The sequence below is a fragment of the Actinomyces sp. genome (genome assembly GCF_030530635.1).
In the GTDB taxonomy this organism is placed as follows: domain Bacteria; phylum Actinomycetota; class Actinomycetes; order Actinomycetales; family Actinomycetaceae; genus Actinomyces.
In genome coordinates this window covers 27,382-40,567 of sequence record NZ_JAUMUL010000028.1, presented here as the reverse complement: position 1 = coordinate 40,567, position 13,186 = coordinate 27,382, and the positions used below count along the sequence as shown (strand labels likewise).

Here is a 13,186-nt window from a genome sequence, read left to right as displayed (position 1 = left end):
TCCGCCCCTACCTGTAAGCAACAACCCGCTTACACAGAAAACTTGACAGGCTCCGGGAGCCAGCCGCGTCCTCGGGCGACTTGCCGAGGGCCATGGGAGAAAGGTCATCCTCTGCGACACCCACCGGAAGACGCGCAAGCATGGGGCCGTTCCCGTATCGACCGACCTCGGTACGTAACAACTACCGACCTCGGCACGTAACAACTACCGACCTCGGGGAGGGGCTAGTGCCGGTATCGCGAGGGGCGGTGGGGAGGAGTTTCTGCTCCGGGGCGGATGTCATTGGACACCAGGGCGGTGACTTCGTCCGGAGCCAGTGGCCGGCCGGCGCGCACCTCCTCCAACAGCAGGCGCACGGCCGCCTCATTGCTGCTTGCCGCCTCGGCGGCGGCCAGTTGACGCTGGTAGGAGGCTCCGGCCGTGAGGGTGGCGCGCACGCCGTCCAGCTCCACCTCGCAGCCCAGGTCCGCGGCCACCGGCGCCAAGTCGTTCAGCATGCGTGCGACCGTGTCCGTCACCAGTTCCTCCGTCCCGGAGGAATCGGTGATGAGGATGGCATCCATGCCGTAACGGGCGGAGCGCCACTTGTTCTCATTGACGTACCAGGGCGGCAGCGCGTCCAACTGCTCGCCACGGTCCAGACGCCGCGAGAAGTCCTCCACCAGGCACTGAGTCAGGGCGGCGATTCCGGCCAACTCGGTCAGGTTGGTGGCCGCGTCGCAGGAGCGCACCTCAATGGTCCCCAGCCGCGGCGACGGGCGCACGTCCCAGCGGACCTCTGTGAAGTCCTCAATGACCCCGGTGTGGACCATGTCGCCTACGAAGCCCTCCAACTCCTGCCAGGTGCCCAACTGATGCGGCGCCCCCGCCGTCGGCAGCTGTTGGAACATCATGGCCCGGTTGTCCGCGTAGCCGGTGGAAGCCCCCGCCCAGAACGGGGAGGAAGCGCTCAGGCATTGTAGGTGGGCGGCGCGGGTTAGCAGGGCTGACAGGATCGGCAGGACCTTGGAGCGGTCCTCAACGCCGACGTGCACATGGGTGCCGAAGATGAGCATCTGGTGACCCCACAGGCGAGTGCGCTCCACCAGCCGGGCGTAACGCTCGGCATCGGTGACCTTCTGCACGAGCGGGTCGGCGAAAGGATGTGTGCCGGCGCTGGCCAGCTCCACGTGCAGCGGCTCGGTGACCGGCAGCAGCCGGTCGTAGGCCAGAGCTATGTCCTCAATGCACTCGGCGACCGTGTTGCGGGCGCCGGATACCAATTCCACGGTGTTGAGCATCATCTCGCCGTGGATATTCGGGTCATCGCTCATCGGGCGCAGAATGTCTGCCGCGCACTGTCGCAGATCCAAGCTGTCACGATCGACGAGCTGCAACTCCCATTCGATGCCGAGCGTGGAGCGTTCGGAGTGGGCGAATGGCAGTGCCTCCCGATGACTCAGGTGGGACTTGAGAGGTCGGGTGAAGGCAGGTGTGGTCGGTGTCATGGCGGTGCTCCTCACGTAGGCGGATGAGCGGTCTACGAGTCTGGGAGGGGGCGCCGACGGCGCCGAGACTGTGGTCGTCCGATCCGGACTGGATCAGGCGCCCACAGGCCCAGAACAGGCGGTGGTTACGGCCTCGACGACGAGTACGGCCCCCTTGGGGGAGCGGTCATGAACGGCGTCTCGGGGGCCGACACGGGTCAGCAGCCAGGTCTCTGCGGCATCCCCGTGCGGACGCAGCGAGGTGCGCAGTGCATCGGGGGAGGTGCCCACCCCGCGGGCGTGTATCTCCAGACGTCCGATGCCGCGACTGCGTACGCGGGTGCGCAATGCCTTCAGGTGCAGGGGCAACACCTCCACCAGCCGCCAGGTGCGGACGAAGGGAGCCAGTTCCGCACCGGTCGGGTTGGGACCGGTCAGATAGGCGATGCGGTGACCGACTGGGCGTGCCCTCAGGCGTTCTCCGAGGTGGGCGACCAGACCGGCGCGGATGGCGGCGCCGTCGGGCTCATAAATGAAGGGGCCCAGGGACTCCGGCCCGGTCACCGGATCGAGCTGACTCGGGGGAGTCGAAGGGGCGGAGCAGTCGGGATCGGCCAATGTGTGCGCGGTCATCTCGCCGTCCCGGCGGGAGTGCAGTACCAGTGCAGAACGGCCCGGCCCCTCTACGGCGAGCGGACCGCACCAGATACCGGCTTCGACCACTTCACGGTCCACGCTCACCCACTGCACGTGAGAGTCGGCGGGCAGCAGCGCATGGTCGATGCCGGGGGCGGCCTTCACCCCCAGTGCTGCGACCTGCTCCCTTAGGGCCAGGATCCGCTCCAGTGGTGGTGACCACTGGGCCGGATTCTCAATGCGTCGTCCGGCGGCGCGGCGGGCCGGATCGGCGAAGACGGCGTCGACGCCCTCGGCGGCCAGATCCAGACTCAAAGCGTCGGCACAGCGCACCTCGGCGTTGGGGAAGGGGGTGAGATTCACGGTGGCCAGCGCCGCCGTCGGCTCGTCCCACTCGACGGCCAGCACGCGGCTGCACAAGGCGGCCAATGCCATTGAGTCCCCACCGATACCGCAGCCCAGATCCGCCACGTGGCGGACATCGGCGCGGGCGTAGCGAGAGGCGTGGTGGGCGGACACCGCCAGCCTGGTGGCCTGCTCCAGGCCGTCGGGAGTGAACAGCATGCGGTCGGCGAAGGGGCCGAACTTTGCGGTAGCGCGGCCGCGCAGCCGCTGCTGGGTCAGGGCCGCTGCCACCAGTGCGGGCGAATGGCCCTCCCGTCGCAGCGACTCGCCCAGAGCCAGGGACTGCTCAGGGTCGTAGGCGGGCAAGGAGTCGAGTAGCCGCCATCCCTCAGGAGTCAGCAGCGGGGCGAAGTCGGATCCGTCCATCGCCCAGAATCATGACACGGCAACCCGCCTGCGTGCCGCATCGGGAGAGTTGTCTCACTTACCGGTCATCGTGTCGGCGACCAATCGGCATGAGTGGCTCACCCACAGTGACCTGTCCCGCACCCGCCGGGTGTGCGCGGCTGGCGGAGTGTGCGGATGGAATCAGGAGGTGATCGTCACGACCCCCATCAGGCGCTACGCTGGCACGCCTGATGGCGGGTGGGGCATGGACGTCGGGCGTGCACCGGGCGTGGCCCCACGCAACAACGAGCGACCCCGGCTGCCGGTCGGGAGAAGGAGGACCTGCGTGGCACGACGCAATAGGCGCCGCTGGCGGTGGGCCGTGGGCGGACTGGTCGCGCTCGCGGTAGCCGCGGTGGCAGTGCCCAACGCCTGGGTGTGGCTGGCCTCCGCTGGACATGTGACCGAGCATGGGACAGCCGATGACGACGCGACAGCACCGGTCGCGATTGTGCTGGGCGCCTCCGTGTACTCCTCCGGTGAGCCCTCGCCGTGGTTGCGTTACCGCTTGGACGTGGCCGTGGATCTATACGAGTCGGGGCGCGTGGACGCCATCCTGGTTTCGGGTGATAACGGTCAGGCGACGTACAACGAGCCCATAGCCATGCACGAGTACCTGGTGCAGGCGGGAATACCGGCGCAGGCGATCGCCGTCGACTATGCGGGCTTCGACACCTATGCCACGTGCGTGCGCGCCCGCAGTGTCTTCGGCGTATCCGAGGCGATCCTCGTCAGTCAGGACTTCCATGAACCACGGGCCGTAGCGGTGTGTCGGAGCGTCGGCGTGCAGGCGTCCGGCGTGGGGGACGGACGCGCCCGTGCCAACCGCAGCACCTGGGCATACAGTTGGCTGCGTGAGCGCGGAGCCTCCGTCAAGGCCGCCTGGGACGTGGTCACCGACCGCACGCCCATGCTGGGAGACCGGGAGACCGGCGTCGACGAGGCGATCGCCTGGACCCGCGCCAGGCGGAATGCGTGAGTATCGGCGCCGGCCGACACCGCCGCGTCCGGAGCCGGCCGGCATGCCGCGCCCGACGCAGGCCACTGGCCGGGATGAGCGATTTAGCACTCGCATTGACTGAGTGCTAACGGTGCGCGTAGATTCTCCCCCGGCGCGTGAAGTGCTTCGGCTCCTCGCGCGACCCGCAACTCACGCGTGTCGGTCCGACCCCCGCGACGGCGGCTTGGCACCTCGGGATGCGGCATCCTGTCATTACACACTCAAGAAGCGAGAAGGGGAGAACGCATGTCGATCTCCATCAAGCCGCTCGAGGACCGGATCGTCGTGCAGACGGTCGAGGCCGAGCAGACCACCGCGTCCGGGCTGGTCATCCCGGACACCGCCAAGGAGAAGCCGCAGGAGGGCAAGGTCGTGGCCGTGGGCCCGGGCCGTGTCGACGACTCCGGCAAGCGCATCCCGGTGGACGTTGCCGAAGGCGACGTCGTCATCTACTCCAAGTACGGCGGCACCGAGGTCAGCTACGAGGGCGAGGACTACCTGATCCTGTCCGCACGTGACGTCCTGGCGGTCGTCACCCGCTGATCCGGTAGTTCACCGGCCTACTCAAGGCTCGCTGTGGGGGGGGCGGGCCCTGCCGGGCGCCCCCCCGGCGGGGCGGGGGGGGGGGTTTCCCGGGGGGCCGCGGGGGGGGTCGCCCCCCGTTGTTCGGGTAGTACCCGGGCCAAACCCCGGGTGGGGGTGGGGGGCCGGCCGGGGCCCGCCCCCCCCACGGTCGTGCCGCGGGAGCTGTTTCCCGGGCGCTCCGCGGCTGGTGCCAGGCTGCGCCGTGCGTGGCGCCTGTGGCGGCTCTCCGGCGTGCGTCGGCCACCGCGCGGGTTTTACGATGCTTACGTGAGCGACTCGATCACCAGCCCCGACACCTTCGCCCCCACCGGACTTACCTATGACGACGTCCTCCTGCTGCCCAGGCTGACCGACGTCATCCCCTCCGAGGTCGATACGACCTCCCGCCTGACCCGCCGCATCTGCCTGGCCACCCCGCTGCTGAGCGCCGCCATGGACACCGTCACCGAGTCCGACATGGCCATCGCCATGGCCCGGCAGGGCGGCATCGGCATCCTGCACCGCAACCTGTCGATCGAGGAGCAGGCCCAGCACGTGCGCCGGGTAAAGCGCTCGGAGTCGGGCATGGTCTCCGATCCGGTCACGGTCGGCCCGGACGCCACCATCTCCCAGCTGGACGAGTTGTGCGGCCACTACAAGGTGTCCGGTTTGCCGGTCGTGGACGACGCCGGCAACCTGTTGGGCATCATCACCAACCGCGATCTGCGCTTCGTGCCGCCCGAGCGCTGGGACACCCTGAAGGTGCGCGAGTGCATGACTCCCCGCGAGCGGTTGATCACCGGGCCTGTTGGTATCTCCCGTGAAGACGCCAAGGCCCTGCTGGCCGAGCACCGCATTGAGAAGCTCCCCATAATCGACGCCGCAGGTCGCCTGTCCGGGCTGATCACCGTCAAGGACTTCGTCAAGACCGAGCAATACCCCTCCGCCACCAAGGACGCTGCCGGGCGTCTCGTGGTCGGTGCGGCCGTCGGCTACTGGGGCGACACCTGGGAGCGGGCCGGCGCCCTGGCCGACGCCGGTGTGGATGTGATCGTGGTGGACACCGCCAATGGCGGGGCTAAGCTCGCCCTGGAGATGATTTCCCGTATCAAGGCCGATCCGGCCTTCGCCGGCATTGAGGTGATCGGCGGCAATGTGGCCACCCGCGAGGGCGCCCAGGCACTCATAGACGCCGGCGTGGACGCCGTCAAGGTGGGGGTGGGCCCCGGCTCCATCTGTACCACCCGTGTGGTTGCGGGAGTCGGCGTGCCCCAGGTGACCGCCGTCTACGAGGCCGCCCGCGCCTGCACCCCGGCCGGTGTGCCGCTTATCGCCGACGGCGGCCTGCAGTACTCCGGTGATATCGCCAAGGCGCTGGTGGCCGGGGCGGACACCGTCATGCTCGGCTCCCTGCTGGCCGGATGCGCTGAGTCCCCCGGGGACCTGGTGTTCGTCAACGGTAAGCAGTGGAAGCGTTACCGGGGCATGGGGTCGCTCGGGGCGATGACCTCGCGCGGCCGCAAGTCCTACTCCAAGGACCGCTACTTCCAGGCCGACGTCTCCGGGGACGACAAGATCATCCCCGAGGGCATCGAGGGGCAGGTGCCCTTCTCCGGGGCTCTGGCCGATGTGGTCTACCAGCTGGTCGGCGGCCTGCACCAGTCGATGTTCTACGTGGGGGCGCGCACCATCCCCGAGCTGAAGGCCAATGGCCAGTTCGTGCGCATCACCGCGGCCGGACTCAAGGAGTCTCACCCGCATGACGTGAAGATGACCGTGGAGGCTCCCAACTACACCGGCCGCGAGTCCTGAACGCGGGTGCGGCGCCAGTCTTGGTGAACTGACCCGTAGTCGGCGCTTCACGCGCCATCGGGAAGCGGCCAGGCCGGGTCCACATCGGGCGTGCGGCCGCGCCGGCGCAGGAACTCATTGAATGACTCCGCCCAGTCGCGGTGCGCTGCCGCCTGCCAGGCCATCAGCTCCGCACGCGGGATGCGGGCGATCTCCGGGTGGGCGTAGGCCATGGCGTCCAGTACATCCAGGGTGGCGACTACATCCACCTCGGCGGTGTGCAGGCCGCCCGCCTGCGGGTCCACGCCGTAGAAGGCGCACAAGTCCGTCAGACGCCGCTTGCCCCCGCGGTAGCGGTCCACTCGGCGGTCGATCACCAGCGGGTCCACCACCGGCCCCAGCTCCCGCCCCAGCCGTTCGCGCACGGTGGGCAGGTGGTGCCGGGTCAGTTCGGCCTCCAACAGGGTCAGGTCGTAGGCGGCGTTGTAGGCGACCACGGGTGTGCCCGCGGACATGGCTGCGCTCAGCGCGGAGGCCACCTCCTCCAGCACCTCGCCGACCGGGCGGCCCTCGGCGCGGGCGCGCTCGGTGCTGATGCCGTGCACGGCCGCGGCCGAGGCGGGGATGGGCACGCCCGGGTCCGCCAACCAGGTGGTCACCCGCTGCGTACGGGCGCCGTCCGCGCCGCGCGGGCCGCGAGCGACGAGCGCCGCCGTCACCAGCCGGTCGGTGGCGGGGGAGACCCCGGTGGTCTCCGTATCGAATCCGAGCAGCGGGCCGAAGGCCCATGATTCTGCCTGTGAGTCCGGGGCGGGGTGTGATGGCTGGCTCATGGCACCGAGTGTGCCATCGGCCTCCGACACGAAAAGCGGGCCGCCGGCCCCGCACACCCCCTGCGCTGAGATCGGTAGAAGTTACGTGCCCAGATCGGTAGATATGGCGGCCAGGCGCCCGCCGCCTTGATGGCGCCCGCCTCCGTGAGCGGCGTCATGCACGCGCGTAACCGCCACGCACACGTGTTTGCCCCCAGACGCACGAGTTTTGGAGGTTTACACGTGTCTTGCACCTGCAAAGCTCCGAAACTCGTGTGTCTGAGGAGAACCCGTGTTTGAGAGGTGAAGTCGTGTTTGTGGCGTGCCCGGGGCCGGTCCAGGCCGGCGGTCAGTGCCGGCACGGGGGCGGGCAAACCGGTGCACGTGCCGGGCGGACTGTCAAAATCGATGACAAACGGCTCAGCGGCGTCCCCGCACGCGCTGCGTGTCATTGGAATTACAACGTTCGCCGGTGCGTGTTCAAGCCGGCAGCCGGTGTTTGTCAGCGATTGTGACACCTCCGGCCCGGGGCAGCCCCTGGGCGCCGCTGCGGCCTGATCGCCTGGTCTACGCCCAAACGGCTGCTGACAGCCGTCGACACCGGCGGACGGCGTATCTCGCCGTCCCGAGTGTGCTCGCTACGATGCTCTTCATGAGCGGTGAGATTGAGATAGGGCGGGACAAGCGCGCCCGCCAGGCCTATTCCTTCGACGACATTGCGCTGGTCCCGGCGCGCCGCACCCGCGACGTGCGGGATGTGCGCGTCGACTGGCAGGTAGACGCCTACCACGTGGACCTGCCGGTGATGGCCTCACCCATGGACTCGGTGATGAGCCCCGAGACGGCGATTCTGGTTGGACGGCTCGGCGGCATCGGCGTACTGGATCTGGAGGGGCTGTGGACCCGCTACGAGGATCCGGCGCCGGCACTGGAGCGCATTCGCTCCGCCGCGCCCGAGCAGGCCACCGCCGTGCTGCAGGAGGTCTACCTCCCGCCGGTGCGGCCCGAACTCATCGTCTCCCGTCTTGAACAGATCCGGCAGGCCGGCGTCGTCGTAGCCGGACGGCTCAGTCCCTCGCAGACCCAGCGGCACTGGCGCACCGTCGTGGACGCCGGTGTCGATCTCCTGGTCATCCGCGGCTCGGTGGTCTCCGCCGAGCACGTGTCCGGTTCGGTCGAGCCCCTCAACCTCAAGCGCTTCATCTACGAACTGGACGTGCCCGTGGTGGTCGGCGGCGTAACCACCTACACCGCCGCCCTGCACCTGATGCGCACCGGAGCTGCGGGCGTGCTTGTCGGCCAGGGCGGTGGTGCCTCATCCTCCGTGCGTCAGGTTCTCGGCCTGCACATGCCCATGGCCACCGCCGTCGCCGACGTCGCCGCCGCCCGGCGTGACTACATGGACGAATCCGGCGGGCGTTATGTGCACGTGATCGCCGACGGGTCGGTAGGCAACTCCGGCGACGTCGTCAAGGCCATTGCCTGCGGCGCCGACGCCGTCATGCTCGGCGCCGCCCTCGCCCGCGCCCAGGAGGCCCCCGGCGGCGGCTACCACTGGGGTGCCGAGGCCCGCCACGAGCGGCTGCCCCGCGGCTATCGCAGCCACGTCGGCACAGTCGGCACCATGGAACAGATCCTCTCCGGCCCCTCGGACCGTGCCGACGGCACCCTGAACCTCATGGGCGCCCTGCGCCGCACACTCGCCACCACCGGCTACGCCGACGTCAAGGAGCTGCAGCGCGTCGAGATCGTCGTCGCCCCCTACGAGCCGAGCTGACTAAGCGCCGTGGACGCGGCGGATCGACACCGCCTGTGCGTCCGCATGCGCGTGCATGTTTGACGCCACCCATTTCTTCGACTATAAAATAATCCGCGCCCCGGGCCGTGCCACAGCGGTCATCGCACGGGGATGCCCGCACGATCCCAGCCGTGGATTGAGACAAGTCGAAGGAGACGCCGTGACCGATTCCCGTAACGTCCACCTGCGCCGCGGCGGCACATCGCTCATCGTGGGCCTGCTACCCGACCGGCACCCCGTGGTACGCCATTGGGGCGAGGATCTGGGCGGGTTCGAAGGCGCGGCCTTCGCCGATGTCGGCCTGGCGCAGACCATGGCCACCGGTTCCAACCAGAGTTGGACCACCCCCGACCTGCCGGTGCTGCCACTGCCGCATCTGGGTTGGTCGGCACGCCCCGCCGTCCTGCTGCACCGCGCGGACGGCTCGGCCTTCTCCGTGCATCCGCAGACCGTCAGCCACACTGTCGAGACCGTGGAAGCCCCCGGTGGAGCGGCCGACGTGATCACCTCCACCGCACGCGACACCATTCACGGCATTGAGCTGACCACAGTGCTGCGGCTGGAGCCCACCGGACTGCTGCGCCTGCAAGCCCAGGTCGCCGACACTGCCGGGCCCGATGCCGCACCCCTGGTGATCGATGAACTCACCCCGGTGCTGCCGGTGCCCGCCGACGCCACCGAGCTGATGGACTTCACCGGACACCACGCCTTCGAGCGTCAGCCCGTGCGCACGCCCTTCGCTCCCGGCATCCGGCTGCGCGAGTCCTGGGAAGGCCGTCCGGGACACGATGCCTTCACCTGGATGGTGGCCGGCACCGCCGGCTTCGGTTGGCGCCGCGGCCGGGTGCACGGCGTCCACCTCGCCTGGTCCGGCAACACCCGTGCTCTGGCCTCCCACCCCTCCCAGGGCTACCGGTTGCTGGGCGCGGGGGAGCTGCTCCAGCCCGGTGAAGTGGTGCTTGGTGCCGGACAGTCCTACACCACGCCCTGGTTGGTGGCCTCCTGGGGGGATGGCCTGGATGCCCTGGCCGCGCGCTCGCACGCTCATGTGCGCGCGCTGCCCTCCTACCCGACTCGGCCCCGCCCCGTCCTACTCAACGTCTGGGAGGCCGTCTACTTCAACCACGATCTGGACACCCTGAAGGCTCTGGCCGACGAGGCCGCGGCAATAGGAATCGAGCGCTTTGTCGTCGACGACGGCTGGTTCGGTTCCCGGCGCGACGACACCTCCGGCCTGGGGGACTGGCAGGTCTCCCCGGAGGTCTGGCCCACCGGACTGGAGCCGCTGGCGGAGCACGTGCGCTCCCTCGGCATGGAGTTCGGGCTGTGGTTCGAGCCGGAGATGATCAACCTGGACTCCGACCTGGCTCGCGCCCACCCCGACTGGGTCCTGTCCGACGGTGCCGGCGGCGCCGTCGAGCACCGGCACCAGCGGGTCCTGGATCTGACGGCGCCCGGCGCCTGGGAGTACCTGTACGGGGCCATTGCCGACTTGGTGGAGCGCCTCGACATCGCCTACATCAAGTGGGACCACAACTCCACGGTGCTCGCCGCCGGGCACATGGCGCCCAACACCGACCTCGGCACCCGCTACGGTGCCCCGGCCGTGCACGATCAGACCGTCGCCCTCTACCGGCTCATGGACGCCCTGCATGAGCGCTTCCCGGGGCTGGAGATCGAGTCCTGCTGCGGCGGCGGCGGCCGCATCGATCTGGGCATCATTGAGCACACCCAGCGCGTTTGGACCTCGGACTGCAACGACGCCCACGACCGCACCGCCATCAACCGCGGCACCACGACCCTGCTGCCGCCGGAGTTGATCGGCACCCATGTGGGCTCCGGTCGCGACCACACCACCCTGCGTATGCTGGACGTCTCCTTCCGGGCGGCCACGGCGCTGTGGGGCCATATGGGCGTCGAGTGGGACCTGCTGAGTGCCACCGACGCCGATAAGCGCGGCCTGGCCGAGCTGATCGCCCTGCACAAGCAGTTGCGCCCCCTGCTGCATGCCGGCACCGTCGTCCACGCCGACGTCGATGAGGAGGATGCCGTGCGCGTCCAAGGGGTGGTCGCCCCCGACCGCTCCGACGCCCTGTACGGGCTGACCGCTCTGGGGCAGGCGCTCACTTGGCCCGGCGCGCCGCGGCCTCTACCCGGCCTGGACCGTGAGCGCAGCTACCGGGTGCGGCTGGCAGCGCCACTGTATGAGGGGCACGTTTATGAGGCCGCCTGGACCCGTCCGGAGGGCATCGTTCTGCCCGGCTCCTACCTGGTGTCCACCGGGCTGTCGCTGCCGGTCATTCACCCGGACCATACGCTGCTGGTGCGCGTCACCGCCGTGTGAAGGCCGGTCGGGCCGCCGCCTGATCGGGACGGCTCGACCGGCACCTCCCATTCAGCTTCGAACCGTCATCGAAATCCCCAATAAGAACGGAGCGCTCACCGCCCATGTCCACAGCAAACGCCGCGATGGCGCCGGCGCTGCGCAGGAAACTGAAGGATGATCGCCTGCTCGGCATCGCCTTCATCATTCCCGCCGGCATCGGTCTGATCGCCTTCTACATCTGGCCCCTGATCCGGGGCATCTGGCTGTCCTTCACCGAGTACAACCTGCTGACCCCGGAGCAGTTCACCGGCCTGGCCAACTACCAACGCATGATCGGCGATTCCATCTTCTGGAACGCCGTACGGGTCACGCTTGAGTACGTGGTGATCAATATCGGTCTCCAGACCGTGCTCGCCCTGGTGATCGCCGTGCTCATGCAGCGGCTGACCCAGTCGACGCTGGTGCGCTCAATCGTGTTGACCCCCTACCTGGTGTCCAACGTCGTGGTTGCCATGCTGTGGCTGTGGATCCTGGACAACACCCTGGGCATCTCCAACGAGATCATCTCCGCCATCACCGGGGAGAACGTCAACTTCTTCTCCTCCGCCCTGGCCATCCCCACCATCGCCGTGATCAACGTTTGGCGCCACGTGGGGTACACGGCCCTGCTGATCTTCGCCGGATTGCAGTCGATCCCGGGCACCGTCTACGAGGCCGGCAAAATGGACGGCGCCAGTGAGTGGACCATGTTCTGGAAGATCACGGTGCCGCTGCTGCGCCCCATCCTGGCGCTGGTCCTGATCATGACGATGATCGGGTCCTTCCAGGTATTCGACACGGTTTCGGTGACCACCCAGGGTGGTCCGGTAAACGCCAGCCGCGTGCTGCAGTACTACATCTACGACATGGCCTTCAGCCGCTTCCAGTTCGGCTATGCCTCCGCCATGGCGGTGGGGCTGCTCATTGTGCTGGCAGCGATCACGATTCTTCAGTACCGCATGACCCGTGCGGGTGAGACGGACCTGGACTGAGAGGAACAAACGAACCATGAGCACTCTCGCCACCACCGGCGCCGCTCCCGCTACCAACAGTCCTGAGACCTCCGGCGGTCGGGCGGGCAAGCAGGGCGTGTCCGTCGGCCGGGTGATCGCCTGGATCTTCATGGCCCTGGTCATGATCATCACGATCCTGCCCTTCTACTGGGTCCTGCGTACGGCCCTGTCCTCCAACGCCGGGATCACCTCCGATCCCACCTCTATTCTGCCGGTCGACTTCAACCTGCGCGGCTTTGCCCGCGTGTTCGGCATGCAATCAACCGAGGAGGCCCTGGCCGACGGCGGCTCCGGCGCCTCCATGAACTTCTGGATCTACCTGCGCAACTCGGTGATCGTGTCCACGCTGGTTACCGCCGGACAGGTGTTCTTCTCCGCCATGGCGGCCTACTCCTTCTCGCGCCTGCGTTGGCGCGGCCGGGACGCCGTGTTCACCCTGTTCCTGGCTGCTCTTATGGTGCCGTCGATCTTCACGCTGCTGCCCAACTTTGTGTTGGTCAAGCAGATCGGGCTGATCGACAACCTGCTGGGCGTGGCCCTGCCGACCATGTTCATGACGCCCTTCGCGGTGTTCTTCCTGCGGCAGTTCTTCATGAATATTCCCCGGGAGTTGGAGGAGGCCGCCCTGCTCGACGGCGCCTCGAAGATCCGGGTCTTCTTCCAGTTGATCCTGCCGATGGCGGCGGCACCCATCACCACCTTGGCGATCATCACCTACATCACGGCCTGGAACGACTACTTCTGGCCGCTGCTCGTGTCCTACACGGACTCCTCGCGCGTGCTGACCGTGGCCGTCGCCGTCTTCCGCGCCCAGGCCCCGACTTCCGGCACCGACTGGTCGGGCCTCATGGCCGCCACACTCGTGGCCGCCCTGCCCATGCTGTTGCTGTTCATGGCGGCGGCCAAGCGTATCGTCAACTCCATCGGCTTCACCGGAATCAAGTGAGGA

10 protein-coding genes are annotated in these 13,186 nt (G+C 68.4%); 7 read left to right on the top strand and 3 right to left on the bottom strand.

The window, feature by feature from the left end; translation table 11 throughout:
* Positions 1 to 224 precede the first annotated feature (224 nt).
* Both Q4A20_RS08140 and Q4A20_RS08135 read right to left on the bottom strand, forming a co-directional pair.
* Positions 225 to 1,487 carry a glutamate--cysteine ligase gene (locus tag Q4A20_RS08140; protein WP_303122207.1) on the bottom strand — a complete coding sequence of 421 codons (1,263 nt, stop codon included), beginning with the start codon at positions 1,485 to 1,487 and terminating at the stop codon, positions 225 to 227.
* 93 nt (positions 1,488 to 1,580) lie between these two features.
* On the bottom strand, positions 1,581 to 2,873 hold the full coding sequence (locus tag Q4A20_RS08135; protein WP_303122206.1) for a class I SAM-dependent methyltransferase: 1,293 nt from the start codon (positions 2,871 to 2,873) through the stop codon (positions 1,581 to 1,583).
* 397 nt (positions 2,874 to 3,270) lie between these two features.
* Between Q4A20_RS08135 and Q4A20_RS08130 the strand changes: the two genes are divergently transcribed.
* From Q4A20_RS08130 to guaB, 3 genes are all read left to right on the top strand, one after another.
* Positions 3,271 to 3,873: a vancomycin high temperature exclusion protein gene (locus tag Q4A20_RS08130; protein ID WP_303122209.1), complete on the top strand. Its 603-nt coding sequence runs from the start codon at positions 3,271 to 3,273 to the stop codon at positions 3,871 to 3,873.
* A gap of 267 nt (positions 3,874 to 4,140) precedes the next feature.
* On the top strand, positions 4,141 to 4,437 hold the full coding sequence (groES, locus tag Q4A20_RS08125; RefSeq protein WP_103064229.1) for a co-chaperone GroES: 297 nt from the start codon (positions 4,141 to 4,143) through the stop codon (positions 4,435 to 4,437).
* A gap of 309 nt (positions 4,438 to 4,746) precedes the next feature.
* Positions 4,747 to 6,270 carry an IMP dehydrogenase gene (guaB, locus tag Q4A20_RS08120; RefSeq protein ID WP_303122204.1) on the top strand — a complete coding sequence of 508 codons (1,524 nt, stop codon included), beginning with the start codon at positions 4,747 to 4,749 and terminating at the stop codon, positions 6,268 to 6,270.
* A 47-nt stretch (positions 6,271 to 6,317) separates the two neighbouring features.
* On the opposite strand, the gene Q4A20_RS08115 is transcribed toward guaB, so the two are convergent.
* Entirely contained in the window at positions 6,318 to 7,082 is a 765-nt protein-coding gene (locus Q4A20_RS08115; protein WP_303122203.1) for an exonuclease domain-containing protein, read from the bottom strand.
* 631 nt (positions 7,083 to 7,713) lie between these two features.
* On the opposite strand from Q4A20_RS08115, the gene Q4A20_RS08110 reads away from it, so the two are divergent.
* From Q4A20_RS08110 to Q4A20_RS08095, 4 genes are all read left to right on the top strand, one after another.
* Positions 7,714 to 8,838: a GuaB3 family IMP dehydrogenase-related protein gene (locus Q4A20_RS08110; RefSeq protein ID WP_303122202.1), complete on the top strand. Its 1,125-nt coding sequence runs from the start codon at positions 7,714 to 7,716 to the stop codon at positions 8,836 to 8,838.
* 181 nt (positions 8,839 to 9,019) lie between these two features.
* The gene (locus Q4A20_RS08105) at positions 9,020 to 11,203 is read left to right on the top strand and encodes an alpha-galactosidase (RefSeq protein WP_303122201.1); all 2,184 of its coding nucleotides are present in this window, start codon (positions 9,020 to 9,022) and stop codon (positions 11,201 to 11,203) included.
* A 104-nt stretch (positions 11,204 to 11,307) separates the two neighbouring features.
* Positions 11,308 to 12,216 (top strand): carbohydrate ABC transporter permease, encoded by a 909-nt coding sequence (locus Q4A20_RS08100; RefSeq protein WP_303122199.1) that lies wholly within the window; start codon positions 11,308 to 11,310, stop codon positions 12,214 to 12,216.
* Between the two features lie 16 nt (positions 12,217 to 12,232).
* Complete coding sequence (locus Q4A20_RS08095) at positions 12,233 to 13,183, top strand: carbohydrate ABC transporter permease (RefSeq protein ID WP_303122198.1); 951 nt, start codon at positions 12,233 to 12,235, stop codon at positions 13,181 to 13,183.
* Positions 13,184 to 13,186: the final 3 nt, after the last annotated feature.

Bases quoted from the DNA above. Each gene is read 5' to 3' on its own strand.
- Q4A20_RS08140 (WP_303122207.1), bottom strand. From the start codon at position 1,487: ATGACACCGACCACACCTGCCTTCACCCGACCTCTCAAGTCCCACCTG.
- groES (WP_103064229.1), top strand. From the start codon at position 4,141: ATGTCGATCTCCATCAAGCCGCTCGAGGACCGGATCGTCGTGCAGACG.
- Q4A20_RS08095 (WP_303122198.1), top strand. From the start codon at position 12,233: ATGAGCACTCTCGCCACCACCGGCGCCGCTCCCGCTACCAACAGTCCT.
- Q4A20_RS08110 (WP_303122202.1), top strand. From the start codon at position 7,714: ATGAGCGGTGAGATTGAGATAGGGCGGGACAAGCGCGCCCGCCAGGCC.
- Q4A20_RS08135 (WP_303122206.1), bottom strand. From the start codon at position 2,873: ATGGACGGATCCGACTTCGCCCCGCTGCTGACTCCTGAGGGATGGCGG.
- Q4A20_RS08115 (WP_303122203.1), bottom strand. From the start codon at position 7,082: ATGAGCCAGCCATCACACCCCGCCCCGGACTCACAGGCAGAATCATGG.
- Q4A20_RS08100 (WP_303122199.1), top strand. From the start codon at position 11,308: ATGTCCACAGCAAACGCCGCGATGGCGCCGGCGCTGCGCAGGAAACTG.